The following is a 21,488-nucleotide window of genomic DNA, read 5'->3' as shown; positions in this document are numbered from 1 at the left end:
TGAACGAGTTGCATCCATTAACGAAAGATTTAATCTCCCATATTCAAGATAAATATCAACTGAACGATTATGTCTTACATGAATCCTTCTATCACCGCGAAAAATTTCATGGTGAAACGCAGTATTCGTTTGAGACATGTTGGTTCCCCATCAATCACGGTCCATGGTCTGAAGACGAGAGTTATCCAGACGGTACGATTGAGATCCAAGTCGATACAGTTACACGACGAACGACATCAATCAACAAACATGGTGATGTCACAATTTATTCTCTTCCAGAGGACTTGCGTGATTCAGACACACAGACTTCCTGGCTAGAGCAAGAGTTAGGAATGACGTTCGACCAGGAGTTCATGTTACTGAAGCACCAAGATTCGCTGTATCAGTATGTCAGCTGCCAAAACGGAATTCGCCTCTTCCCTGGTTTTTTCATTTCGCTTGAATTGACGGACGACGGAGCGCTTGATTTTTTCAGTGTGTATGGAACCCCCGCCCTGAGCAACAAGTATCCGACTGAATCGTTTTCACTGGCACCTGTTCAAATCACACCGATCATTACAGAACAGATACGGTTCTTTTCAGCTCCTGGTGATCAACAACGAATACAGGCGCATACAATTGAGGAAATCTTTGTTTCTCAAAACGACTCGCTCACGTATCCCTTTAGTGATCCAGACACTTCGTCCGTTGCCATGAACGAGATCGTGACATGGGACAAACCATCTACGTTCTCCTACACGCGCAAATTGATTAAGCGGAGAGACGCCGTCACGGCACGCGATGCCGAAGCTCAAACGCCACACCCGGATTACCGACCGTTGACCGATGGGACATTGATGACTTGTAAGTCAATTGCTGTAGACCTCATCGCTGCGGAGTATCCTGAGGAGTCAGGAGCGTGGACGATTCAGGAAATCTATCGGGATTTTCCATTCATTACCGTGAAAGTACGCCGGACTCGTGACGACCCAAATCTCGCTCATAAACGTCGTTTGACGATTCTCCTGATTGAAGAAACTTATGAAGTCAGCCTAATCGTTGATAACGAGTCGATTATCGCGCTCTACCATGACTCGTCACAACCGTTGCCTAATAGCGTGCCCAAAGAAGCCATACGTGACGCACTCATGCCTTATCTGACATTAAAGCCATATTATGTCTTCGACCAGGCGCTCGATCAGTACGTCCTCTGCGGACTACTCGACTCCGTTCATGCTTACTTACCGGCAACGAACGAAGTCGTTTTATTGCGCGACTTATGAGTTAGTTCAGCCATTGATCTATCCGATTCCTTATTGCTTTTGGAAGAACGAGTCGTCTCAGCTGTTCCAGTCGCTCATGGTCCACTTCCTGTTTCGTGAGATACTGTTCAATCATCGCGACCTTTTGTTCCCGTCCTGGAATCAGTTGATAGATGACGTACCAATCGATGAGTGCCATGAACGGACGTCCAGTTGAATCGATTGATTGTTCATCAAACGGATAGATGAACACGCCCTCACCATGACGAATCTGCAGTCCGCTCATCAAATCGATATCGATTCCTTCGATGATAAATTCCTGGAACACTTCCGTCGCATAAAGTGACGTCTTGTCTTGTTCGACGACAGTCCCCATGTCCGCCAACAGTTGGACTGCTTGTTCGGCGTCCGCTAACGCGACGACGAGATCGATGTCGCGCGGTACAACTTGTAGTCCATGCTGCGCCAACAATAATGAACCACCGATACCAAAATGAATCCGTTCTCGCTGCAAACAAACGACGACTTTTTCTAAGACTTGATCAAGACTCATCGCCGGAACCCCGCTGCTCGAAACGGTCCTTCCATCGAAATCGTAAAGATGATTCGAGCAATTTCATCCGGTGATGTCTCGTTTGGGTGGCTCAACCAGGATTCGATGACACCGAGATGGGCGGCTGAGAGATAGGCAATGAGATAATTTTCCGGAACAAGGCGTTCTCCTTGTTCCGGTAGTCCCGAGAACAGAATCTGTTGCATGTAATCACGGACTTGCTTCCGAAACATCCCGTCACTCGTCGGACTGAGTAAGATCCGCATCAGCGTCCGGTGTTCATAAAGAAACGTTAGAAACGGGATGATTCGTCGGTATGGTGAGTCCTCCGTTTTGTTGATCAGGACGAATGGAATCTCGCGTTCGAACGTCGCTTCAATCTTTTCAAAAACCTCATTCGTCATCCGCTCGAGCAGTTCGTATTTATCCGCGTAATGATGGTAGAACGTCCCGCGATTGACTTCCGCCCGTTCCGTCAACAACTTAATTGTAACGGCGTCAAATCCAACTTCGTCGATCAGCTGAAGGAACGTCTCGCGTATCCTCCGGTCGGTCCGGATAACGCGTAAATCCTGTTTTTTCATCGAAATCGCCTCTTTCTTCAACATTTTATCGAAATGTGTCGCTTAAGCGACAGATGAACGTTAACTGGTCATTGCTCCCAGTTTCTCTCCCTTTTATAATGAAATTAATCAACACGTTGTTCAATAATTATTTCATAAAAGGAGGGAGAATACGATGGATCTACGATTACAAGGTGTATCAAAATCATTTCATCAACAGAACGTCCTCCAACAGATTGATCTTTTGATTCCGTCCGGTGAAATTTGTGGTTTGCTCGGTCCGTCAGGTTCCGGAAAGACGACATTGATTCGTTTAATGATTGGTGCAGTCCAAGCAGACGCAGGTTCGATTCAGATTGGCGACACTTCGATACCAAATTTCAAGATGTTATCGCAGATTGGTTTCATGCCACAAAACGATGCCTTATACGAGGATTTATCTGGCCTTGCGAACCTGCAATTTTTCGGTTCCTTATACAATATGTCCCGTCAGGATTTAGCAAAACGAATCGACGAGGTCTTGACACTCGTCGATTTAACGAATGATCGAAAAAAGCTCGTTCGCCATTATTCCGGCGGGATGAAGAAACGATTGTCCCTCGCCATCTCGATCCTGCATCGCCCTAGCGTCCTATTTCTGGATGAGCCGACCGTCGGGATCGATCCCGTGTTACGCCGCCAGATTTGGAATCAATTCCAAGCGATTCGTGCGCAAGGTACGACGATTGTCGTCTCGACCCACGTCATGGATGAAATCAATGAATGTGACCGGGCGGCACTGATCTATAACGGTCGAATCATCGCCTACGATCCGCTCGACCGTTTGCTCGCACAGACTGAAAACGGTCAGGTTGAGGAACTATTCCTGCTCGCTGGAAAGGACGTGACGTGATGTGGCAACTCGCACGACGGGTCATCCGTCAAACGTTGAACGATAAACGAAGTGTCGGACTCATTTTACTTGCTCCATTATTAATCTTCACCTTGATCTATTTCCTACTTGGAAACGATGATTACACGCCTGTCGTCGCCATCAGTCAAGATGTACCGGCTCCAGTCTCTCAAGCGATCGAAAAACAGGATCTGTCGCTTAAAACATATAACGGCAGCGATGCGGACGCCTATCTCAAGGATCATGAAACAGTCGACGTCGTCTTAGATATGAAAGACAATCAACTAGCGTTGAACCTTCGCGAACCTTCAACGAAAAGTTCCAAAGCGTTACGCGAGATTCAAGCTGGACTGGCGACCCTTCAGCCGACAATGCAACTCGAGACGAACTATCTGTACGGAAATGTCGATCAATCGACGTTTGATGCGCTCGGTTTCGTCTTTTTATCCTTGTTCTCGTTCTTTTTCGTCTTCATCTTGTCGGCAATGGCACTCGTCAAGGAACGCAGTGGTGGCACGCTCGAGCGGTTGATGATGACACCGATTCGCCAAACCGACGTCATCTTCGGCTATACGCTCGGTTATAGCGTCTTCGCCTCCATCCAGGCGATTCTTGTCGTCCTGTACGCGACGACCGTTCTCGACTTACCGTCTGAAGGTTCAATCATCTGGGTCTTCCTGACGATGCTTGGACTTGCCGTCGTCGCGGTCTTGTTCGGGGCAACGATTTCGATTTTTGCCCAGTCTGAGCTTCAGGTCGTCCAGTTGATTCCCTTTACGATCATTCCGCAAATCTTCTTCTCGGGTTTGATTCCACTCGACTTAATCCCGTACGGACTCGGTAATATCGGATATATCACCCCGATTTTCTACGGAGCGAGCGCGATCAAGGAAGTACTCGTCTACGGCAACGGGTGGTCGAGCATCTGGCCGTACTGGCTCGGACTATTCCTTTATGGAGCAGCCTTGTTCCTGTTGAACATGCTTGCTCTTAATAAGTATCGCGGACACCAAAAAAGACACGGCTGATTACACAAGCCGTGTCTGATTTTGCTCAAGCTGTTCAAGGAAAGCAGTCCTTCGAGAGGGATCGAGTGTCTGCTCTGCCACGTCGGCATACCGAACGAGTTGATAGATCTCATGCGGGACCGTGACCTCTAAGCGTGTAAACCACTCCGTCAGCGTCTCATATGTCCGCCGTTGTTGCACTGGAGCAAGTGATCGATTGAACGCGCGCACCGCTTCACGAATTTTTGAATCAAGAATACTGTCTTTAGATGAGGACTGGACTTCAGCCGTTAGCGGAAGCGATAGAGCGGTTCGTTTTGGTTGATGCCTTAGTGGAAATGACCACTGCATGCGGTTGAATCGTTGTCGACGATACAGATAGAAGATGATCACTAAAGCGACCATCCAAGGAGTCACACGAGCGATTTTATTGACCGCATCTGTCAAGAAACCTCGTCCAAGCTCAATCGGTTTTTTCTTTTTAGGTTCCTTCCGATATCCTTCGTGCCCGCTTTTTGAAGAATCCAGTTGTTTGATGATTTGCTCTTTTTTCGCATAGATGACTTTTTTAGTCGGTAAGATTGTACTCGGAACATGTACCCAGTTTCCTGTCGATTGATCAATCGGTGGATCGATCAATGCTTGATACGATAGTTTTACACCTACGACGCCTAAAAATAGTACTAGGCACGTCATGAAAGTCATTCCAATGATTCGATATCTCATTTCATCCTTCACCTCCAAACCGACTTGAAATCCGTGACACAAGACCTTTTCCCATATGTTACCATGAAAGGAGGCGATTCAGATGAGTTACGAAAAAGTATTTCAAATGCCGATGCAGCAGCTGTATCAGGTATACCGTCAAAAAGTCGAACGTAAGCAACGGACACAAGAGGAACTCGATGACGTGCTGTTCTGGTTGACCGGACACACGAAACCAACTCTTGAACAAGCCATACAAACCCAAAACGTCGCAGCCTTTTTCGAGCACGCACCCGCCCTGAATGAACGTCGTTTTTTAGTCACTGGCGTCATCTGCGGGATTCGTGTGGAACATCTAACGGATCCGCTCATTCGTAACATCCGGATTCTCGACAAACTCGTCGACGAACTGGAGAAAGGAAAAGCGTTATCTAAAATCCTACGATAAGGAGGAATGCTGATGTCTACTTTACTCAGCACACTGGCGATCCTCGTCATGGTGACCAGTGTGACCTATTTCATCGTCTATCAAGTTAAACGAAACAAAGGAACCCATCGTTCCCCCGTCTATCGACTTGTTTTTAGTGGTCTGTTGGTCGGCTTGATGGTCAGTTATTTTTTGTTGACGTGAGTCGTGATTTTTAGTTTTTGATTTAAACAATAAAATCAATAATACAGTATTTGAAATAATGAAGGGGGGGTATACGATTGAAGATTCGAAAATGGATCCTTCCGCTTTTGCTACTCATCTGTCTTGCTTCACCGAATGCCGCAACAACATATGTGAAATGGACGGTCGCTCCGACGGGTCACTATCTCGAACGTCTTCAAGCGGCTGACATTCCTTATAAAGTCCGCCAACACACGCTTTACATTCAAGAAATGGATCTGCGCCGCGTCACGTCGTGTTGTACATGACAACGATAGAAAACCCCCTCATTTCAGCGAAATGAGGGGGTTTTCTGATCAATCACGATTTAGCGGATTGTTTTTAACGCCGTTGCCCACGGAATGACTTGATCGAGCATTTGGTTGACCGATGTTTCTTGAACGGCTGCCGCTTTTAAGACCGATCCGTTCTCGAAATCCGTGAACAAGGATAACGCCGGATGCACCCGGACATCGGCAATCAATAATTCACCGAGGATACCGCGCAGGTGTTCTGCTGCCCGCGCTCCACCGACGGAACCGTAAGAGACGATCCCTGCCGCTTTATTGTTCCATTCGACTCGTAAATAATCGAGCGCATTCTTGAGTGACGCTGCGATTGAGTGGTTGTATTCCTGGACGATGAAGATGAAGCCGTCTTGCGCCGCGACATCCTTCGACCAATCAGCAGCACCTGACGCATCCCCGTCCTTTTCACCTAGGAGTGGTAATTTGTAGTCGGCGATATCAAGAATCGTATAGTTCGCATCCCCCCGTTGATCCGCGAGTTGTTTGACCCAGTTCCCGACTTGTGGGCTGAGACGTCCTTCACGTGTGGATCCTAAGATGATACCAATGTTTAATTTCTCCATTTTCATTTCCTCCTCTTATTTAGATGCGGTTAGCTACGTTATCGTAACGTTCTCTTAAAGGTATTCTTTTTCGATCTTGCGCGTACTCCGGACCGTATCGATCGGACGGACCATTTGTTCGATCTGTGCTCGTTGCGGCTCGAGGAACGGTGGTAACGACAATTTCTCCCCGACCGTTTCGTATGGCTCATCCCCCATGAAACCAGGACCATCTGTTGCCCACTCGAACAAGACACCGCGCGCAACACGAGCATAAAGTGACTCGAAGAAGAAGCGATCGACGTAACCGGACGTGTTGAAGCGTAGCTGTTGCATCCGCTCGATCCATTCCTGTAAGGCAGCCGTATCTTCAACACGGAAGGCGACGTGGTGCACCGTTCCGAATCCTTGACGTCCGCTTGGTAGAACGACGTTATGCTCAACGATGACTTGGGCACCGTTTCCGCCCTCGCCCATTTCGAACAAGTGCAGGGAACCAGCTTGATCGACTTCGCGCATCAACATCGCTTGTTCGAGTACCGCTTTTAAATTGTCGAACTCCGCGATCCGGATGTGAATTGGACCGAGTCCCGTGATCGCGAACTCGAGGGGTACCGGACCGTTTTGCCACGGTGTGCCGGAAGCGACACCTTGATTATGCTCGTCAGAGATCAACATGTATTGTTGCTCATCGAAATCGACGAACGAGAGCGTCTGCTTACCGAATTGTTCTTTGATACCACGGTGCTTGACGTCGTATTTGTCAAAGCGTTTAATCCAGTATTCGAGTGCGGCATCCGTCGGAACACGGAACGCTGTCTTAAAGATTTCATTCGTTCCGTGTGACCCTTTTTGAATACCAGGGAAATCAAAGAACGTCATATCCGTGCCGGCAGATCCTTTATCATCGGCGAAAAATAAGTGATACGTCTGGATGTCATCCTGATTGACGGTCTTCTTGACCAATCGCATTCCTAAGACGTTCGTAAAGAAGTCATAGTTTTTCTCGGCACTGCTCGTAATCGCTGTCACGTGGTGGATTCCTTTTAATTCATTCATGAAAAATCGCTCCTTTAATGGTTATTATCTCGAATTCGAGATATCAGCCTAAAAAATTTTTATTGTTTTTTTGCTTGATAGCCGATCGTTTTGGCTGTCTCGATGAATGCTTCGAGTTCTGACGGGGCTATTCCTTGAAATACTTGATTGATTGCTTGCTCGTGCTTTGGAAAAATAGCTTTCATCAGTTGGTGTCCTTCAGAGGTCAGTTCCGCAAATGTCACACGCCGATCCTCTGGACATGCTTTTCGGACAACGTAATTTTTCTTTTCAAGCTTATCGATGACATAGGTGATGCTACTGCTCGTGATCAAGACTTTTTTCCCAATCAATTGAATCGGTTGCCTGCCCCTGTGAAACAGCAACTCAAGAACCGAAAAATCCGTCGGGTTCAATCCCCATTGCGCAACATCCTTCTTGATGACTTCATGTAACGCATCAACTGCGCGCACCATGACCGTCAATGCTTTCAAGTTCGGATTCGGTGGAGTCATTTCGTTCACCTCTTTTTTATCTTCAATTCATATATCTTTAATTCGAGATAAATATACCACCCTGATTTTTATTCGTCAACTGTTTTGGCTACTATTTATATAAACTTGATGCGTAACAAACTAAAAAAAACTGAGCCGAAGAAAAATTTCGGCTCAGATGGGATGAATCACATAGTTTTTAAAATAGCTTGAATATTAGACCCAATCAACGAGATCAGCGATGGCTTGACGCGTTTGCGCATGCGCCGGTGCTGCATCTCGGTAACCGAACGCGACCATGACGGCGACATTCAGATTATCCGTCAGGTGTCCTTCATCACGTAACAGCTGTTCGACGGCTTTTTGGTCGAATCCTTCCATCGGGCACGAATCAATCCCGATCTGTGCCGCACTGGTCATCATGTTACCGAGCGCAATGTATGTTTGTTTTGCCGACCAATCCCGCATGGCGCGCTTGGATGACACAAGATCGAAGTCGGCTTCCTGGAACTGCCGATAAAATGAATGACGACCTTTCTGTGCTTCAGGCGTTAATCCAATCACATCTTGCATCATATGGTTGATGTAAGGCGCGTCAAAATGCATGTCCTGTTCATTTCGAGCCAAGAGGATGACGAAGTGGCTCGCTGTCTCAAGTTGTCCGGTAGCGCCCCACGCAAACGGTGCAAGACGCGCACGAAGTGACTCATCTTGAATGATAAGAAAACGCCACGGTTCGTAGCCAAACGATGACGGTGAAAGACGTCCCGTTTCGAGGATGAAAGCAAAATCATCTTCCGGAATCTGTTTGTCCGCAAATCGTTTTGTCGCGTGACGGAAGGCGAATGCATCGAGAATCTGTTGTTTTCGTAAATCGGTAGTCGTTTTAGTTAACATGTTCTAGCCTCATTTCGTATGATAGTGACATCTGAAGTGTATGCCGCTTCCTAGCAAGCGACAAGTACGCACTTTGAAGTGACATACTATCAATCATGTAACTAAAGGAGACGATCTATATGCCAATCGAAGACAGTTGTGTGTTTCTAAATACCTATTCTTGTGCGACGGCAGCGACGGTCGAAGTGATCGGTGGAAAATGGAAAGCCATCTTACTCTATCAACTACTTGACGGTCCGCTTCGCTTTTCAGAACTGTTGAAGACCTCTGAATCCATCAGTCCGCGTATCTTGACCTTACAATTACGAGAACTCGAGCACGATGGGCTGATCCATCGCGTGACATACGCAGAAGTACCGCCTCGTGTCGAGTATTCGCTTACCCCACTCGGTGAGACACTTCGTCCGCTCGTCCTGATGATGAAACAATGGGCGACCGATCATATGTCAAGCGTGCTCGAGCATCGTGCTGCAGGAGAACTCGTTCGATGACGTTCTCACTATATGAAGCGCATCTACCGGTATCTGATTTACATCGATCGATTGAATTTTACGAATCACTCGGATTAACCTTTGATCATACCATTGACGATCGAATCGCATTTTTATGGATTGAACCCGGAAAAAGTTGGCTTGGACTTTGGCTTAGTGAGCATGCGAACACACCGTATCATCCTTCCATCCGACACATCGCTTTAACTGTCGATATCGACTTTTTACGAAATGCTCCGAATTGGTTGCGCGAGCGTCAAATCGAACCACGCGCTGCATTTGGATTTGGACCAGATGAGCCCTTCGTGATGACACATACGAATTACGCCCATGCCAAACTGCATTTCAATGATCCGGATGGCAATAGTCTAGAATTCATCTGTCACTTACCGAATCCGAAACGACTATCGAAGAAGATGACACTCCAAGAATTCGAGACGCTAACGTTTACTTAATGTAACGTCCATACAACGCATGCCCTTCTCCTAATCGATAGTGATCTGTCCCTGAAAGAATATACGCCGTATCGTCAGGTAATCCGATCGCGTGATCCATTTGAGACAAGTGTTCCTGAAAACGGGTTGCCCGTTTTTCCTGGTTTAAATGAGGACAGAGACAACCGCTCAGCCAGCCTTGCCCCGTATCCAGGCAATAGTCCGTTCCGTCCTCACTCGTACGGATCCCGTATTCCATCGTATAGATCGCTCCAGCACTGACACCGACGTACCACGTTCCACGCTTAACGGCTTGTTCAAGCCATAGATCCATGCCTTTTAAAGCAAGCGTCTGAACGAGTAACGGGTAATTGCCACCGCCGACATAAAGAATGTCGGCACGTTCTATTAATCGTCGTTGCGTCGCCATGGATAGTTCGTCGTCAAATAGCGTGACGACCGAGACGATCGTTCCAAGTGCTTCATATGTATCTAGAAATTGGTATTGGTATAACGATTCATCTCGACTTGCCGTCGGCAGGAAGACGATATGTGGCGCGTGTTTCGTCAGTTGAACGACATGTCGATTGATGAATTGGTGAGACGGAGCAACCAGTTGACCGCCTCCGATTAGCATGAGGTTCATCTTTTTTCTCCTTTGCAGCGACTTTTTAGAAAAAGGAATACAGTCCGTGTTCGTAATAATCAAATTCTCGTTTAGTCAGTCGCTCAAGACGGTAGCCTTCGTAAAAGGCATCAAGGGCTCGCGGATCATCGATGATTGGACTGATCGCAAGAGCGATATCATACCGCCGATCGCCCGGTCTCATCGCCCCGACATCAATGAACGACAGCGTTCCGTCCGTCGCGATTAACAGATTGTCCGTCGTACAGTCTCCATGAATCCAACTGGCAGTTATCGGCTCCGGACAGGAGGACTTTAATCGTTTCAGTAAATCCAACGTACCGGACGTCCAAGCAGATGCGACATAACGTTCCGCTGTCATAAGTCGTTCCGTTAACCACTCCTGTGACGTTCCCCCTGTCATGCGTTGATGAAACTGGAAAAGATACCTTCCGAACGATTGCCACAGCTGAATCCGTTGCTCGCTTGTCGCCTGTCTTAAGGCTGTCGTCAACGTCATCCCGTCTCGCCACTGCATCAAGAGATGGCTTTGCTGTTCCGTCTTAAAAAAACCAACGTACTCAGGTAGGAACCCTGGTTCTCGTTGCATCCATTCGTCTAAGACAATTGCTTCTTCTGCGAGCCATCCTTGGTATCTCGCTTTCGTAGCAGTCTTTAGTAAGTAACTCCCTTTCTTTGCTTCAATCCGATACACAATCGAAGTTCCCCCTTGCTCACAAAGCTTTTCGACGTGCTCGATATCTCCCGTCAGTTGTTCAATCCGTACACGTGTCGCTTCCGTCATACCGTATATCCCGTGAACGGCACTGGCGTCGACAGTCGAATCCAGGTCGACGGTTTGCCGTAGACCGATGCGTCATCGAGGAAACGCTCCAGTGTTGTAACGGACGCTGTTTGCAACTTGACCATGAAATTATAGCTACCGGTCAAGCGGTGACACTCGACGACTTCTGGATGTCCTTTACAAAATTCAATCAAACCTGCGCAACGTGTCTCTTCGAACATGACGATCGCGAGTAACCCTTGCGCGAGTGCTTCTGGATTAATGACAGCACGGAACCCTTCGATGATTCCCGCGTCCTCCATTTTTCGGACCCGTTCGATGACGGCAGGTGCCGATAATCCGATCTGACGTCCGAGTTCCGACCATGGAATCCGGGCATCGTCTTGCAGAATCCGGACAATCTGTTGATCAATTTGGTCCATTTTTCATCTTCCCTTCGAATTAAAACCACTTTCTTCAAATTAACATGGAATCAAAGGGAAATATAGCCTTTTTCTATGTTCTCCTACTGTGCTCATCAAAATGTTTTTCTTATACTAGTAACAGGAGGTGATACTTATGGAACCAACCTGTGTCCGGTGCCAAGAAACGATTGAAACGACGGTCTATCAGTGCTCGCACGCTTGTACATTTTGCGAACCGTGTACGAAAACGCTCGATCATATTTGCCAAAACTGCGGGGAGATGCTCGAACCCGTCACACCAGTCGCGACTTAAAAAGACGGATGCCTCGGCACCCGTCTTTTGTCTATTTAGATCGTCTCTTGTGATTGCCGCTCGGCTAAGCGCCCTTTTGCTTGTTCTTGATACGGCTTGATCGCCGACTCCCCGAGTGCTTTCGCTAGACCTCGTGTTGGAAGATTGACATACATCGACTCATAATTGCTGACTTCGAACGTCTCATGAAAGATCCCGACCGCTTCTGATGTCCGTGCCTTCTGATTGAATCGTTTCCACGCCGTCAAATGACGGGAACCATGGGCATATGCCATCAATTCTTCCGTCGAACGCCAATATTGAATCAACGTCACGGAACGCCAACCGACAAGTGACTCATGCGAAATCAGACCGACATCGTTTGCATAACACTCTTGTAGCATCGGTCCCATCGCCTGGACCGTCGGCAACCATTGCCGGACGGAACGCAAGCGATTGATCCGTAAACCGATGATGAACACGACGACGTCTTTGTTCGGAGTCGCAATGATCCGTTTCATGTCAATTTCCTCCTTCAAGGGTCTCAAGAGAAGCGTCACACCAATCGAGTAACGCACGTGTCTTCCGAATGCCATAATCAAGCGTCAATAACCAATAGACGGCATCATTCGAGTCCGGATAAGAACGAATCATCGCATCGATCGCTTGATACGTCTCAAGCCGTTCTTCGAGCAATCGCGCGTGCTCCTGAATTTTCTGCAAGGTGACCTCTTTTGAAGCATGTCGAGCGAAGTACAGCTTCAACAACAGGTCGTTCCGTTGCACGGGCAATTCGACGGACGGTTCAGCGACCCACCGCTCGAGCTCCGCATGCCCGTTTTTCGTCAGAGCGAATTGTTTCCGTTCCCCATCCGTGACCTCTTCAACGATCAATCCTTCCGCCTCTAACCGTTTCAGCGTTGGATAGACTTGTCCGAAGCTGATTTTCCAAAAGTGATTCAAGCTCGTGTCGATCGTATGTTTCATCTCATAACCAGACGTACATCCACTTGCAAGAAGTCCGAGAATCGCATAACGGGTCATGTTTTCTTTTGGCATCGGTCCCTCCTATATCTAAAAGATACTATCTTTTAGATATAGTTCCCGTTCATTCAAATGCCAAACAGGAAATTTACTGGATGAAGCAGGAATTCTCGTTTTAAATTCGAATTCTTGTTTACATACTTAATTAAAAAGGAGTTCACATATGACATACGCTAAAGCTTCTCTCTTCTTTAGTTTGCTCGGTCTGCTCATCGCCTCTATGATTTTCCCGCCGCTCAACTGGTCGTTCGGACCAAACTCGATGCTTACGATACCGATCGGACTTGTCATTTATCTGTTTGGAATCGGACTCGGGATCGTCGCCATCAAACGACGCGAACCGGGAATTCTCAAATACGTCAGTCTCGCCTGTGCCGTTCCACTTGGTGTGTTACTACTGCTCTTTCTCGGTTTCATCTTCAGCGGGCAGATTTAATCATTTTACAAGAGTTGTTCATGAGACGTTTTCCCGTCTGCATCGAACGTCAGCTGATGGATTGCTGGACTCCCCATCGCGCCCAGCCACTCATTTGCCGGTCGTCCAGTGTAGTGTTCGAGCACTAACGCCAACACGAGACCATGCGTCGCGACGACCAATCGGTGGTGCGGGTGGGTTTTACGTAGCTGATCGATGGCTACTAGAGCACGATTGCGTGCTATTTGATTCGACTCTCCACCTTTTTGCGCGTAATCATCATTTTGGAATGATCGCTTCAACAGTTCTTCTAGCCGTTCAGGTGATAAACGTTCGTCTGTTTCCTGAAAACACCGTTCCTGAAACGCTGCCTTGTAGATCGGCAAACCTCGTTGCTCAGCAAGTGGGCGAACGGAGTCCATCGCTCGTTGCATCGGACTCGAGTAGATGGCGTCAATCGGCAGCGCTTCAAAGAACGCTACGAGTTCCTGCGCTTGTTCTTGACCTGCATCGGTTAATCCCCGCCCTCGATCACTGCCTGTTTTGATCGATTCGCAATGGCGAATGAAATAGAGCGTCCTCATCGCAACTGGACCCACTTTCCTTCAGAAATCACGTCTACGTTCGAACCGATAACACGGATCGCTGTCGCGTCGTCGATCGCGTACGCCGGATTCGTCAATGTCTCAGCCCAAGATTTGGCAGCTTGTAAGTGATTATCTGGTAATTGCGGATGATAGAGGTGTGGGAAAATTGAAAAGTCAACGAGACCTAATGTTGCGTCCGATTGCTCCGGCGTCTTTTTCCATCCAACGAAATCTGTTCCGATTCGCGGCGTAAGGAGCATGCTACCAGCGCTCATCCCGACATAAACACCGGTCAGTTGCGGTAATAGTCGATCGAAGCCCGATTCGACGAACCAGTGATGTAGAAAGAGTGGATCACCACCATTAACGAGAATGACATCCGCTTGTTCGACCGCTGGTTGCCAAATAGTTGGATCAATTACCGAGACCGCTGATAATTCCAACAGACCGACTGACTTCCATCCTAAATCGACCATCGGTGCCTCATCTTTTCCTTGAATGAAGTTGACAGCGAGGGCCGTTCCTCTGCCTAATGCGTAGGAAGCTGTCGTGATCGCGATGGCATTGCATTCCTCAATCGGTTTTCCGAGCATCTCGCGTAACGCGTTGTGAATCGATGGATTTTGTATCCCACCAGACGTTAATAAATAGTCCATCATGATACCTCCTGTCCTTTGCTTCAGTTTACAATATTTGTGCGTTTCTGGTATTCTTACTTTTATTCCCACTAGAATAGGAGGAATCATATGTCTTTCGATTTAATGACGTTACCTGAAACGACGTTACACTATCGTCTGATTCTCGGAACTTCCAATCAACCGACGTTTATCTTTGAAAATGGATATGGACAAGATCTTTCAACTTGGCAACCAATCATGAATCAAGTTGAAGGACTTGGAACGATCTTGATGTATGACCGTACGAACATCGGTGGCAGTATGCCCTATGATTCCGAGACTAGTCGACAGAGCGTGAATCGCCTTCGCCGTTTGATTCATACCTTATCTCTCAAACCACCATTCATTCTTGTTGGTCATTCCTATGGCGGCACGTTAGTTCGACAATTTGCATCGCAATATCCAAGTGAAATAAATGGGCTATTGCTCATTGATGCAACACCAGAGTCCTATATTCAACGCTTCTTACCAGTGATGCCAAACACGTTCCAATCCATTTACAAAAAACAATTCACGCTCGAATGTACATACGAAGATTTTAAAGAGAGTATTGAAGCGACGAACGTCGATATCCTCTACCCATTTCCAGTCATTGTTCTGTCTGCTGGTAAAAAGGATCATTATTCGCGTGAGGCGCAACTATTGTGGCACGAATTGCAACGACAAACTGCTGCACAGTCGATTCAAGGCTTGTTGATCGAAGTTCCAAACAGCCGGCACTTCATTCAACAGGATGCCCCCCATATTGTTGTCGATGCGTTACATCGTTTGATTTCAGGTGATTCTTAAGCTCTTTTCAAAGGAACTATTTCCCATTTCCAAACGTATACTTAATATAAGCTTGATTCGACACACTGATTGGAGGCACATATGTATTCGATTCCTAGCTACTTCATACTCTACTTAAAAATCATGCTGACGGATAAGATTCCGGTCTTTTGGTCGTTGATTTTCCCGTTGATTCTCGCCTTTGTCTTCGGGTCACGCCTCGACTTCACCGAGAACAGTTTCCTCTCATTCCTCGCGCTCTTTTGGGGCTATATCTTGCTCTCGATTTACGTGAATGGCATCGGTCTCCAACTTGCCCGGATGCGGGAGCATGGTTTGATGAAGACGTATATCATGATTTCCGGTAGTAAGATCGGTTGTATTCTCGCACTCGTACTCGTTCAGCTCGTGTTCGCAACCGTTAGTTTAACGGTCTTTACGACGATCCTGATGCTCGTATTCAGCTTCTTCTCACCTTTGACGTTGTTACTTGCTTATCTCGTCTTGTTGCTCAGCATCCCGCTTGCTTTTGCAAGCATCGCCTTGACGATGCTTCCGGCAAAGATTTCGAGTATGTCGACATTGATCAACATCGTCATGTATCCCCTGTTCTTGTTTGCGAATAGCCAACCGGATCGTTGGTACAGTTACTTGAATCCTTTTTATGTCATGAAAACACTCGGTCTCGCCGTCTCTGAGCACGTTACGGGAGCATCGTTACTTATCTTGACCGTCGTACTCGTCGTTTATCTGTTACTTGGTCTATTCTCTGTCAAACGCTTTAATCTCATGTCATTACTGACCCGATAGGAGGATTCAGATGCACGTTCAACACGTACGCTTCAACTATCCGAAATCACCTGATCTGTTACACGATATCTCTTTTTCGCTTGTTCCCGGGAAACTGAACGTCTTGATCGGGATGAACGGTGCCGGGAAAACGACACTGTTTGATTGCATGACTGGTGCTTTACCGATCACGTCCGGAGAACTGAACTTACCTGATATCTCGGACATACTCTATTTGACGCAATTCATCTATTACTCGGACGAACTAAAGGGTAAGGATGTCGCCGTCTTCGTCGGTCGGCTCGCTCGTTTGAAAGCATATCGCAAGCAAGAGACGTATACGCGTCATCTGAAACAGCCACGAGAGCTCGATTTATTCGCTCATCTGTGGGAGATGAAAATCGGTAAGATGTCCGCTGGCGAAAAGAAATGGTTGTTCGTCACCTTGTTGACGACAGTACCACGTTCACTCTACATCTTTGATGAGCCAACGAGCGGGGTCGACCCGGCAACACGGCTTCATATCATGCGACGCTTCGAGCAGATGACAGCAAACGGTCAAACGTGCCTCTTCTCGACCCATCAATTACACGATCTATTGCATACCGATGCCCATGTCATCTTTCTCCATCAAGGTCGTATTTTGTACGAAGGTGACTTCAAGGATTGGTTGAACCGATTCGAGACGACGGATCCGGACGTCGCGTTCGTTCAAATGTTGGAATTAGCAGGTTAATGGATTCTAAAAAAACCGTTCGGGATACTCGTATTTCCTAAGTGGAACACAAGTGTCCTGAACGGTTTTTATTGCATGTTTATTTTTTCGACTCCGCATACGCCTTGAACCGATCAAGGATCGCCTGCCAACCCGCTTGTTGCATCTCAGGCGGGTTCATCGTTTCGGCATCAAATGATTCAACGACTTCGGTTTGTTCCCCGTTCCGAGAAAAGTCGATCGTTACCTGACGACCATCCTCAAGGACATACGCAATGCGCTCATAAGGAACGATCGCCTCATATGTACCCGTGAAATCAAAACCCATGCTACCGTCTTTTGCTTCCATTCGATTCGTGAATTGACCACCGACCGTCAAATCATTCGTTGACGCTGTCGTATGCCAATCGTCAGACGCTGCGTTCCAGCGTTTGATGTCTTCCGGTGCGTTCCAAATCTCCCACACGGTCTCGACCGGACGGTCAATCACGGCTTGAATCGTTAGTTTCGTCATCTTTCTTCCTCCTTACTAATTGAAGTTCCCTCCCTATTTCGAGGACGACTAAATGAATTCCTTGTTATTTTCGATTAATTCAAGTGTTAATTTGAACGCTTTGTTTTCCATACCATGAACATTAGAATCGCCGGAACGAGACAGATGATTGCATCGGTAACGGTCGGCAGGCGTAACGCCGGACTGGTTAAAAACCGAACGCCTTCCACTGTCCAGATCGTTAGCATACAGGCGGTCAACGCTGCAAGCCGCCAGCGTCTCGGAATCCGGATCCAGTAAGCGAGGAGTCGTTCCGATAACTTCATTCTCATTCCACCTTTCGGACCGCTTTCAAGAAGCTTTGTTCCGTTTTATAGGAGGCGTCGCGCCACATGAAACGTTTCGTATGCTTGAACGTATTTTTTTCAAACTGGTTGCCAGAACTCGTTTTGAAGTAGTGGGCGACACTTAACGAACCGTCGAATGTGTTCCCGATGATTTTGTTGTCATGGACATCATGCTGGACGAGCAATTGACCACCCTCGAGCCTTTTCGTATCATTCCCGATCAGCTGATTTTGCTCGATCCGGACGCGTTTTGTACCACCTCGCTTCGTATCATACCCACCGATTGAAATCCCGGTGTAAACATTTTGCCGTACATCATTCTGGCGGACGATGACATCTTCTGCGTACCGTCCGGCATGTTCACTCGTCACCTCAATTCCGATATCACTCTCTTCGACGAGATTCTTCTCGATCGTCAAATTTTTTCCACCATCGACATAGATACCGGCTGCGCTGTATTCCTTCCCGTAAGCAGGATTGCCGTAGCTTGACGTCCGGTAAACACGATTTTCTGACACGACGCCCTCACGGACGTAGTCGTCTTTCTTCGATCGAGCAATCCCTTCATGTCCAATCAAATCAATGCCGATGTTGTCGTTATCCCGTACGACGTTCTTCGTCACGTGGAAATGTTTGACGTTTCCGTTTAAGACGAGGGCTTCGCTGAAACCGAGACGATTTTGCTCGACTCGGTTACCGGTGATCGACAGGTGACGAATCGCTCCCGTTCCGTAGACAGCGATGCCGTGTGCATTCCCGTCCCTCGCGAGCGTCTTGATGTCGCGAACCGTATTATCCTTCAACGTGATGTGGGATCCTGATCCTGTGACCAAAATGCCGATCGGTGTCGCGTCCGTTCGTTTCGACTGAACGGCTTCGATCGTCAGTCCTTGGATTGTCACATATTTTCGATTTTTCACCTGAACGATCGGTAAAGTTGCATCCCGATCTTTAATGTTTTTCCCATTTAAGACGACTCGTTCTTGTTTATAATTCCGAAAGACGATTGGATGTTGTTTCGTTCCACTTTGTCTGACGTTCAGCGTCTCGTGATACGTTCCCTTTCGCAAGTAAACCGTCGTACCGGCAGTCGCTTTTTGTGTCGCTTGCCGGATTGTTTTAAACGGCTGTTTCAACGTACCGGTATTTTTATCACTGCCGTTCGGTGCGACGTATAACGATTTTGCCGTCGATTCGGCCTCTTCACCCGTCGAGGCACAACCGACGAGCAGGACGGTTGCTAATAACCATTTGCCTTTCATGATTTCCTCCTTTATTTAGCGAGAACATTGTTGGTATAATCTAGGTATCATTTCTAATTTTTTGAATATTTTAATTTTATCCCGATTCACTATGACTATGGAAAAGAGGAACACGTCATGAAATATGCGCTCTTATTCACCCTTCCCTTCTTGCTTGCTGGTTGCACAACGGAAGCAACCGTCCTTCCAAAAGAAACCGTCAAGATCAAGAAGTCTTCCTTTTCGATCACACCTTCTACCGCGAAGGACGAGTCGCAGCAACAGCAGACATTTTTCTTAACTGGTACACTCGATCGCCCCCTCCAGCTCAAAGCAATTCAATTTGACGATACAGAACCACCAGAGGTGCTGATCGACAAATCGATTCCTGCCGGTACATATGATCGCACGCCGTTCCAGTTGACGTATGATTTGAACCTACTCAACGATTCGCATGCCTTCACCTATTCGCTTGATGCGAAGAATGGTATTCCTGAGACGAAAACGGCCTATACCTTACCTCAAAACGTCCAGACTGACAGCGGTCAATTCAATGATCAAAAACAGACGAATGCTTCGTTCTATCCCTTACTCCTCAAACGCTATACGACAGGAGAATCGATCATCGGTCGCTCAATCGACACGATATCCTCTCCTCACCTAAAGGTCAGAAAACAAGAAGGCGCGATTTTGATCTATTTGGCGAAATCACGATAAGGAGAACGGCGGACTGAGAAAAAGTCCGCCGTTTTTAGTCCGTCAAGACGTGCGACATGTCGGCTTCTAATCGAATCTGCGCTTCCCCATCCCTGTATTCAACAATCGTTAAACTCGTACCATGAATGAACGGCGGATCCCATAATGTCGCGAACGGTTTACGTTGAAGATGTGTCAGCAAAATGTTAAGGAAGATGCCGTGGGTGACGATTAAGATGTTTTCCTCTTCTTCAACGATAGGATGCGCTCGCGGACCGCGTCAAAGGATTCTCCACTCTCCGGTATGTATGTATGCGGCGTTTGCCAAAATGCAGCATGAGCAAGCGGATGCGCGACTTCAATTTCCGCCGCCGTCCGTCCTTCCCAGGTTCCCATGTGCATTTCACGTAATCGATCGTCGATGGTGACCGGAATCGCTGGATCGAGATCCATCATTCGAACTGTTTCTCGGACGCGACCAATCGGGCTGATATAGAGGTGATCCAGATGAATTTCACGTAAGCGGTGACCAAGGTCCCGCGCATTTTGTCTGCCCTTTGCTGTCAGAGGAGAGTCTTCCCAGCCTTGCATTCGTTTTTCTAAGTTCCATTCCGTCTCGCCATGACGCGTAATGTAAAGTGTTGGCATCTGTTCCATCCTTTCGATTTCTAATTTCTTTCAAAAGTGTATCAAACTCTGGCTGCTTTTTCCTACGACTAGAGAAAACGAATCCAGAAGAGCAATTCACCAATCCGTTCGGTATGATGAAGATAGACCTAAAGGAGGAATTCGATGAATCGCCAAGAGATGATTGACCTTGCCAAACAAATCCGCTCAGATGAGGAACGTCCTCAAGTCACACCTCCGCATCCACCGCAAGCGACCACGACTACGCTACACGTGCCGACTTCAGTCGGAGATGTTCGATTGTTGCGTCACTCACCGATTGATGCAGTAGAACCATTACCTGGATTCATCAGTTTCCATGGTGGTGGTTTCATCACCGGAACGCCAGAGATGGATGAACCATGGAATCTGTTTCTCGCTGAGACCGCCAACTGTCATGTTCTCAATATTGAGTATCCGTTAGCGCCGGAACATCCATTTCCTGTTCCGGTCCACGTCGCCTATGAAGTCGTTCAGTGGATTTTCCAACATGCTGATACGCTACGCCTCGATTCTTCACGCATCGCAATCGGAGGGCATAGTGCCGGTGGCAATCTCGCGACTGCCGTATCGTTATGGAACGCTGATCAGACAGATCCTGTGCCGCTCATCGCTCAAATTCTAGACTACCCTCCGCTTGATCTCGCGACGGATCCCGCGGATAAACCATTCTTTGAGGAAGCGATCCCCGCTGAACAGGCACGGCAGTTCAATGCGATGTACATCGCTCGTGCGGAAGACGCGTATCATCACCTCGCTTCGCCACTCTATGCGGCTCAACTCGATGCGTTACCACAGACTCTCGTCCTGACAGCGGAGCACGACTCGCTGGCGCAGGAGGCACGACAGTATGCGAATCGCCTTCAGGCGGCAGGTGTCGTTGTTGAGCACCAGGAATTCGCTGGTCAAGCTCATGCCTTTACACACCACGGTGACTTAGACGTGGCGTTTCAGGCTTGGCACCGTATCGCGGATTACCTCAAGTCCGTCTATCGTTCGTAAGTATAAGAGGCTGACTCAAAAATCCGTTTCCATAAAGGTAAGGGTGGCAGAATGATGATCTGCCACCCTTACCTCGTAACAAAAAGAATGACGCGTTTCACGCAACTC

The 21,488-nt window shown here is 47.6% G+C and carries 34 protein-coding genes; 15 read left to right on the top strand and 19 right to left on the bottom strand.

The genetic code is table 11. The features are described from left to right. The first annotated feature begins 8 nt into the window (after positions 1-8). On the top strand, positions 9-1,262 hold the full coding sequence (locus EXG77_RS07510) for a hypothetical protein (protein ID WP_035397206.1): 1,254 nt from the start codon (positions 9-11) through the stop codon (positions 1,260-1,262). Between the two features lies 1 nt (position 1,263). On the opposite strand, the gene EXG77_RS07505 is transcribed toward EXG77_RS07510, so the two are convergent. Next, positions 1,264-1,794 carry a hypothetical protein gene (locus EXG77_RS07505; protein WP_052017115.1) on the bottom strand — a complete coding sequence of 177 codons (531 nt, stop codon included), beginning with the start codon at positions 1,792-1,794 and terminating at the stop codon, positions 1,264-1,266. Then, the gene (locus tag EXG77_RS07500; RefSeq protein WP_023468411.1) at positions 1,791-2,378 is read right to left on the bottom strand and encodes a TetR/AcrR family transcriptional regulator; all 588 of its coding nucleotides are present in this window, start codon (positions 2,376-2,378) and stop codon (positions 1,791-1,793) included. Before EXG77_RS07500 ends, EXG77_RS07505 begins: the two co-directional genes overlap by 4 nt. Positions 2,379-2,532: 154 nt before the next feature. Here EXG77_RS07500 and EXG77_RS07495 point away from each other — a divergent pair, with 154 nt between their 5' ends. Both EXG77_RS07495 and EXG77_RS07490 read left to right on the top strand, forming a co-directional pair. Next, on the top strand, positions 2,533-3,249 hold the full coding sequence (locus EXG77_RS07495; protein WP_035397201.1) for an ABC transporter ATP-binding protein: 717 nt from the start codon (positions 2,533-2,535) through the stop codon (positions 3,247-3,249). Then, positions 3,249-4,277, top strand: a complete 1,029-nt coding sequence (locus EXG77_RS07490; RefSeq protein WP_035397198.1) for an ABC transporter permease — start codon at positions 3,249-3,251, stop codon at positions 4,275-4,277. Before EXG77_RS07495 ends, EXG77_RS07490 begins: the two co-directional genes overlap by 1 nt. Here the strand turns inward: EXG77_RS07490 and EXG77_RS07485 are convergent, their stop codons facing one another. Next, positions 4,278-4,961 carry a hypothetical protein gene (locus EXG77_RS07485; protein ID WP_145981728.1) on the bottom strand — a complete coding sequence of 228 codons (684 nt, stop codon included), beginning with the start codon at positions 4,959-4,961 and terminating at the stop codon, positions 4,278-4,280. A 103-nt stretch (positions 4,962-5,064) separates the two neighbouring features. Here EXG77_RS07485 and EXG77_RS07480 point away from each other — a divergent pair, with 103 nt between their 5' ends. The 3 genes from EXG77_RS07480 (at position 5,065) to EXG77_RS07475 (ending at position 5,879) form a co-directional block, all read left to right on the top strand. Beyond that, positions 5,065-5,409, top strand: a complete 345-nt coding sequence (locus EXG77_RS07480; protein WP_035397193.1) for a DUF2200 family protein — start codon at positions 5,065-5,067, stop codon at positions 5,407-5,409. 12 nt (positions 5,410-5,421) lie between these two features. Then, entirely contained in the window at positions 5,422-5,592 is a 171-nt protein-coding gene (locus EXG77_RS16315) for a hypothetical protein (RefSeq protein WP_158024752.1), read from the top strand. A gap of 77 nt (positions 5,593-5,669) precedes the next feature. After that, positions 5,670-5,879 (top strand): hypothetical protein, encoded by a 210-nt coding sequence (locus EXG77_RS07475; protein WP_035397191.1) that lies wholly within the window; start codon positions 5,670-5,672, stop codon positions 5,877-5,879. A gap of 59 nt (positions 5,880-5,938) precedes the next feature. Here EXG77_RS07475 and EXG77_RS07470 read toward each other — a convergent pair whose 3' ends face one another. The 4 genes from EXG77_RS07470 to EXG77_RS07455 all read right to left on the bottom strand — a co-directional run bounded on the left by EXG77_RS07470 (position 5,939) and on the right by EXG77_RS07455 (position 8,889). Next, the gene (locus EXG77_RS07470) at positions 5,939-6,481 is read right to left on the bottom strand and encodes an NADPH-dependent FMN reductase (RefSeq protein WP_035397188.1); all 543 of its coding nucleotides are present in this window, start codon (positions 6,479-6,481) and stop codon (positions 5,939-5,941) included. A gap of 54 nt (positions 6,482-6,535) precedes the next feature. Next, a complete protein-coding gene (locus EXG77_RS07465; protein ID WP_035397186.1) occupies positions 6,536-7,519 on the bottom strand; it encodes a ring-cleaving dioxygenase in 984 nt (327 codons plus the stop codon). A 59-nt stretch (positions 7,520-7,578) separates the two neighbouring features. Continuing rightward, complete coding sequence (locus EXG77_RS07460; RefSeq protein ID WP_035397184.1) at positions 7,579-8,013, bottom strand: MarR family winged helix-turn-helix transcriptional regulator; 435 nt, start codon at positions 8,011-8,013, stop codon at positions 7,579-7,581. A 195-nt stretch (positions 8,014-8,208) separates the two neighbouring features. Then, a complete protein-coding gene (locus EXG77_RS07455) occupies positions 8,209-8,889 on the bottom strand; it encodes an NAD(P)H-dependent oxidoreductase (protein WP_035397182.1) in 681 nt (226 codons plus the stop codon). 119 nt (positions 8,890-9,008) lie between these two features. Between EXG77_RS07455 and EXG77_RS07450 the strand changes: the two genes are divergently transcribed. Next, complete coding sequence (locus EXG77_RS07450) at positions 9,009-9,380, top strand: helix-turn-helix domain-containing protein (RefSeq protein ID WP_035397181.1); 372 nt, start codon at positions 9,009-9,011, stop codon at positions 9,378-9,380. After that, positions 9,377-9,835: a VOC family protein gene (locus EXG77_RS07445; RefSeq protein WP_035397179.1), complete on the top strand. Its 459-nt coding sequence runs from the start codon at positions 9,377-9,379 to the stop codon at positions 9,833-9,835. Before EXG77_RS07450 ends, EXG77_RS07445 begins: the two co-directional genes overlap by 4 nt. Here the strand turns inward: EXG77_RS07445 and EXG77_RS07440 are convergent. From EXG77_RS07440 to EXG77_RS07430, 3 genes are read right to left on the bottom strand one after another with little or no spacing between them, the layout of a single operon-like run. Beyond that, the gene (locus EXG77_RS07440; RefSeq protein WP_035397178.1) at positions 9,828-10,460 is read right to left on the bottom strand and encodes a Type 1 glutamine amidotransferase-like domain-containing protein; all 633 of its coding nucleotides are present in this window, start codon (positions 10,458-10,460) and stop codon (positions 9,828-9,830) included. The genes EXG77_RS07445 and EXG77_RS07440 overlap by 8 nt on opposite strands. 25 nt (positions 10,461-10,485) lie before the next feature. Further along, positions 10,486-11,244, bottom strand: a complete 759-nt coding sequence (locus EXG77_RS07435) for an aminoglycoside phosphotransferase family protein (RefSeq protein ID WP_035397174.1) — start codon at positions 11,242-11,244, stop codon at positions 10,486-10,488. Next, a complete protein-coding gene (locus tag EXG77_RS07430) occupies positions 11,241-11,666 on the bottom strand; it encodes an Lrp/AsnC family transcriptional regulator (protein WP_023468425.1) in 426 nt (141 codons plus the stop codon). Before EXG77_RS07430 ends, EXG77_RS07435 begins: the two co-directional genes overlap by 4 nt. Positions 11,667-11,802: 136 nt before the next feature. Here EXG77_RS07430 and EXG77_RS07425 point away from each other — a divergent pair, with 136 nt between their 5' ends. Further along, entirely contained in the window at positions 11,803-11,961 is a 159-nt protein-coding gene (locus tag EXG77_RS07425; RefSeq protein WP_081637378.1) for a DUF1272 domain-containing protein, read from the top strand. Between the two features lie 35 nt (positions 11,962-11,996). Here EXG77_RS07425 and EXG77_RS07420 read toward each other — a convergent pair whose 3' ends face one another. Together EXG77_RS07420 and EXG77_RS07415 are read right to left on the bottom strand one after the other, a co-directional pair. After that, the gene (locus tag EXG77_RS07420; protein ID WP_035397173.1) at positions 11,997-12,461 is read right to left on the bottom strand and encodes a DUF4188 domain-containing protein; all 465 of its coding nucleotides are present in this window, start codon (positions 12,459-12,461) and stop codon (positions 11,997-11,999) included. 1 nt (position 12,462) lies between these two features. Beyond that, positions 12,463-12,999, bottom strand: coding sequence for a PadR family transcriptional regulator (locus EXG77_RS07415; RefSeq protein WP_029341807.1), 537 nt, complete (start codon positions 12,997-12,999; stop codon positions 12,463-12,465). 148 nt (positions 13,000-13,147) lie between these two features. Between EXG77_RS07415 and EXG77_RS07410 the strand changes: the two genes are divergently transcribed. Further along, complete coding sequence (locus tag EXG77_RS07410; protein ID WP_035397172.1) at positions 13,148-13,420, top strand: hypothetical protein; 273 nt, start codon at positions 13,148-13,150, stop codon at positions 13,418-13,420. Positions 13,421-13,425: 5 nt separating this feature from the next. Here EXG77_RS07410 and EXG77_RS07405 read toward each other — a convergent pair whose 3' ends face one another. After that, a complete protein-coding gene (locus EXG77_RS07405) occupies positions 13,426-13,983 on the bottom strand; it encodes a histidine phosphatase family protein (RefSeq protein WP_035397171.1) in 558 nt (185 codons plus the stop codon). Beyond that, positions 13,980-14,642: a Type 1 glutamine amidotransferase-like domain-containing protein gene (locus EXG77_RS07400; RefSeq protein WP_035397168.1), complete on the bottom strand. Its 663-nt coding sequence runs from the start codon at positions 14,640-14,642 to the stop codon at positions 13,980-13,982. The genes EXG77_RS07405 and EXG77_RS07400 overlap by 4 nt, the downstream gene beginning before the upstream one ends. A 90-nt stretch (positions 14,643-14,732) precedes the next feature. Between EXG77_RS07400 and EXG77_RS07395 the strand changes: the two genes are divergently transcribed. The 3 genes from EXG77_RS07395 (at position 14,733) to EXG77_RS07385 (ending at position 16,956) form a co-directional block, all read left to right on the top strand. Then, a complete protein-coding gene (locus tag EXG77_RS07395; protein WP_035397165.1) occupies positions 14,733-15,452 on the top strand; it encodes an alpha/beta fold hydrolase in 720 nt (239 codons plus the stop codon). Between the two features lie 81 nt (positions 15,453-15,533). Continuing rightward, entirely contained in the window at positions 15,534-16,241 is a 708-nt protein-coding gene (locus EXG77_RS07390) for a hypothetical protein (protein ID WP_035397162.1), read from the top strand. Between the two features lie 10 nt (positions 16,242-16,251). Further along, on the top strand, positions 16,252-16,956 hold the full coding sequence (locus tag EXG77_RS07385; RefSeq protein WP_035397160.1) for an ABC transporter ATP-binding protein: 705 nt from the start codon (positions 16,252-16,254) through the stop codon (positions 16,954-16,956). Positions 16,957-17,035: 79 nt separating this feature from the next. Here the strand turns inward: EXG77_RS07385 and EXG77_RS07380 are convergent, their stop codons facing one another. The 3 genes from EXG77_RS07380 to EXG77_RS07370 all read right to left on the bottom strand — a co-directional run bounded on the left by EXG77_RS07380 (position 17,036) and on the right by EXG77_RS07370 (position 19,037). After that, positions 17,036-17,449 (bottom strand): SRPBCC family protein, encoded by a 414-nt coding sequence (locus EXG77_RS07380; protein WP_035397158.1) that lies wholly within the window; start codon positions 17,447-17,449, stop codon positions 17,036-17,038. A gap of 86 nt (positions 17,450-17,535) precedes the next feature. Further along, positions 17,536-17,754: a hypothetical protein gene (locus EXG77_RS07375; RefSeq protein ID WP_035397155.1), complete on the bottom strand. Its 219-nt coding sequence runs from the start codon at positions 17,752-17,754 to the stop codon at positions 17,536-17,538. Positions 17,755-17,756: 2 nt separating this feature from the next. Then, positions 17,757-19,037 (bottom strand): right-handed parallel beta-helix repeat-containing protein, encoded by a 1,281-nt coding sequence (locus EXG77_RS07370; RefSeq protein WP_035397154.1) that lies wholly within the window; start codon positions 19,035-19,037, stop codon positions 17,757-17,759. Between the two features lie 117 nt (positions 19,038-19,154). On the opposite strand from EXG77_RS07370, the gene EXG77_RS07365 reads away from it, so the two are divergent. After that, a complete protein-coding gene (locus EXG77_RS07365) occupies positions 19,155-19,733 on the top strand; it encodes a hypothetical protein (protein ID WP_035397151.1) in 579 nt (192 codons plus the stop codon). Positions 19,734-19,767: 34 nt separating this feature from the next. Here the strand turns inward: EXG77_RS07365 and EXG77_RS16615 are convergent, their stop codons facing one another. Together EXG77_RS16615 and EXG77_RS16610 are read right to left on the bottom strand one after the other, a co-directional pair. Further along, complete coding sequence (locus EXG77_RS16615; protein WP_255415714.1) at positions 19,768-19,914, bottom strand: hypothetical protein; 147 nt, start codon at positions 19,912-19,914, stop codon at positions 19,768-19,770. 29 nt (positions 19,915-19,943) lie between these two features. Continuing rightward, positions 19,944-20,360: a histidine phosphatase family protein gene (locus EXG77_RS16610; RefSeq protein WP_255415713.1), complete on the bottom strand. Its 417-nt coding sequence runs from the start codon at positions 20,358-20,360 to the stop codon at positions 19,944-19,946. A 144-nt stretch (positions 20,361-20,504) separates the two neighbouring features. On the opposite strand from EXG77_RS16610, the gene EXG77_RS07355 reads away from it, so the two are divergent. Then, on the top strand, positions 20,505-21,380 hold the full coding sequence (locus EXG77_RS07355) for an alpha/beta hydrolase (RefSeq protein WP_035397149.1): 876 nt from the start codon (positions 20,505-20,507) through the stop codon (positions 21,378-21,380). Positions 21,381-21,488: the final 108 nt, after the last annotated feature.

The organism is Exiguobacterium sp. OS-77 (assembly GCF_000414195.2).
GTDB classification, from domain to species: Bacteria; Bacillota; Bacilli; order Exiguobacteriales; family Exiguobacteriaceae; genus Exiguobacterium_A; species Exiguobacterium_A indicum.
Note: the sequence above shows the minus strand (reverse complement) of the source record. Positions and strands in the feature narration are given on the sequence as shown.

Excerpts from the sequence above, each read along its gene's own strand:
- EXG77_RS07505 (WP_052017115.1), bottom strand. The coding sequence starts at position 1,794 with ATGAGTCTTGATCAAGTCTTAGAAAAAGTCGTCGTTTGTTTGCAGCGA.
- EXG77_RS07500 (WP_023468411.1), bottom strand. The coding sequence starts at position 2,378 with ATGAAAAAACAGGATTTACGCGTTATCCGGACCGACCGGAGGATACGC.
- EXG77_RS07495 (WP_035397201.1), top strand. The coding sequence starts at position 2,533 with ATGGATCTACGATTACAAGGTGTATCAAAATCATTTCATCAACAGAAC.
- EXG77_RS07490 (WP_035397198.1), top strand. The coding sequence starts at position 3,249 with ATGTGGCAACTCGCACGACGGGTCATCCGTCAAACGTTGAACGATAAA.
- EXG77_RS07485 (WP_145981728.1), bottom strand. The coding sequence starts at position 4,961 with ATGACTTTCATGACGTGCCTAGTACTATTTTTAGGCGTCGTAGGTGTA.
- EXG77_RS07480 (WP_035397193.1), top strand. The coding sequence starts at position 5,065 with ATGAGTTACGAAAAAGTATTTCAAATGCCGATGCAGCAGCTGTATCAG.
- EXG77_RS16315 (WP_158024752.1), top strand. The coding sequence starts at position 5,422 with ATGTCTACTTTACTCAGCACACTGGCGATCCTCGTCATGGTGACCAGT.
- EXG77_RS07470 (WP_035397188.1), bottom strand. The coding sequence starts at position 6,481 with ATGGAGAAATTAAACATTGGTATCATCTTAGGATCCACACGTGAAGGA.
- EXG77_RS07465 (WP_035397186.1), bottom strand. The coding sequence starts at position 7,519 with ATGAATGAATTAAAAGGAATCCACCACGTGACAGCGATTACGAGCAGT.
- EXG77_RS07460 (WP_035397184.1), bottom strand. The coding sequence starts at position 8,013 with ATGACTCCACCGAATCCGAACTTGAAAGCATTGACGGTCATGGTGCGC.
- EXG77_RS07455 (WP_035397182.1), bottom strand. The coding sequence starts at position 8,889 with ATGTTAACTAAAACGACTACCGATTTACGAAAACAACAGATTCTCGAT.
- EXG77_RS07450 (WP_035397181.1), top strand. The coding sequence starts at position 9,009 with ATGCCAATCGAAGACAGTTGTGTGTTTCTAAATACCTATTCTTGTGCG.
- EXG77_RS07445 (WP_035397179.1), top strand. The coding sequence starts at position 9,377 with ATGACGTTCTCACTATATGAAGCGCATCTACCGGTATCTGATTTACAT.
- EXG77_RS07440 (WP_035397178.1), bottom strand. The coding sequence starts at position 10,460 with ATGAACCTCATGCTAATCGGAGGCGGTCAACTGGTTGCTCCGTCTCAC.
- EXG77_RS07435 (WP_035397174.1), bottom strand. The coding sequence starts at position 11,244 with ATGACGGAAGCGACACGTGTACGGATTGAACAACTGACGGGAGATATC.
- EXG77_RS07430 (WP_023468425.1), bottom strand. The coding sequence starts at position 11,666 with ATGGACCAAATTGATCAACAGATTGTCCGGATTCTGCAAGACGATGCC.
- EXG77_RS07425 (WP_081637378.1), top strand. The coding sequence starts at position 11,803 with ATGGAACCAACCTGTGTCCGGTGCCAAGAAACGATTGAAACGACGGTC.
- EXG77_RS07420 (WP_035397173.1), bottom strand. The coding sequence starts at position 12,461 with ATGAAACGGATCATTGCGACTCCGAACAAAGACGTCGTCGTGTTCATC.
- EXG77_RS07415 (WP_029341807.1), bottom strand. The coding sequence starts at position 12,999 with ATGCCAAAAGAAAACATGACCCGTTATGCGATTCTCGGACTTCTTGCA.
- EXG77_RS07410 (WP_035397172.1), top strand. The coding sequence starts at position 13,148 with ATGACATACGCTAAAGCTTCTCTCTTCTTTAGTTTGCTCGGTCTGCTC.
- EXG77_RS07405 (WP_035397171.1), bottom strand. The coding sequence starts at position 13,983 with ATGAGGACGCTCTATTTCATTCGCCATTGCGAATCGATCAAAACAGGC.
- EXG77_RS07400 (WP_035397168.1), bottom strand. The coding sequence starts at position 14,642 with ATGGACTATTTATTAACGTCTGGTGGGATACAAAATCCATCGATTCAC.
- EXG77_RS07395 (WP_035397165.1), top strand. The coding sequence starts at position 14,733 with ATGTCTTTCGATTTAATGACGTTACCTGAAACGACGTTACACTATCGT.
- EXG77_RS07390 (WP_035397162.1), top strand. The coding sequence starts at position 15,534 with ATGTATTCGATTCCTAGCTACTTCATACTCTACTTAAAAATCATGCTG.
- EXG77_RS07385 (WP_035397160.1), top strand. The coding sequence starts at position 16,252 with ATGCACGTTCAACACGTACGCTTCAACTATCCGAAATCACCTGATCTG.
- EXG77_RS07380 (WP_035397158.1), bottom strand. The coding sequence starts at position 17,449 with ATGACGAAACTAACGATTCAAGCCGTGATTGACCGTCCGGTCGAGACC.
- EXG77_RS07375 (WP_035397155.1), bottom strand. The coding sequence starts at position 17,754 with ATGAAGTTATCGGAACGACTCCTCGCTTACTGGATCCGGATTCCGAGA.
- EXG77_RS07370 (WP_035397154.1), bottom strand. The coding sequence starts at position 19,037 with ATGAAAGGCAAATGGTTATTAGCAACCGTCCTGCTCGTCGGTTGTGCC.
- EXG77_RS07365 (WP_035397151.1), top strand. The coding sequence starts at position 19,155 with ATGAAATATGCGCTCTTATTCACCCTTCCCTTCTTGCTTGCTGGTTGC.
- EXG77_RS16610 (WP_255415713.1), bottom strand. The coding sequence starts at position 20,360 with ATGCCAACACTTTACATTACGCGTCATGGCGAGACGGAATGGAACTTA.
- EXG77_RS07355 (WP_035397149.1), top strand. The coding sequence starts at position 20,505 with ATGAATCGCCAAGAGATGATTGACCTTGCCAAACAAATCCGCTCAGAT.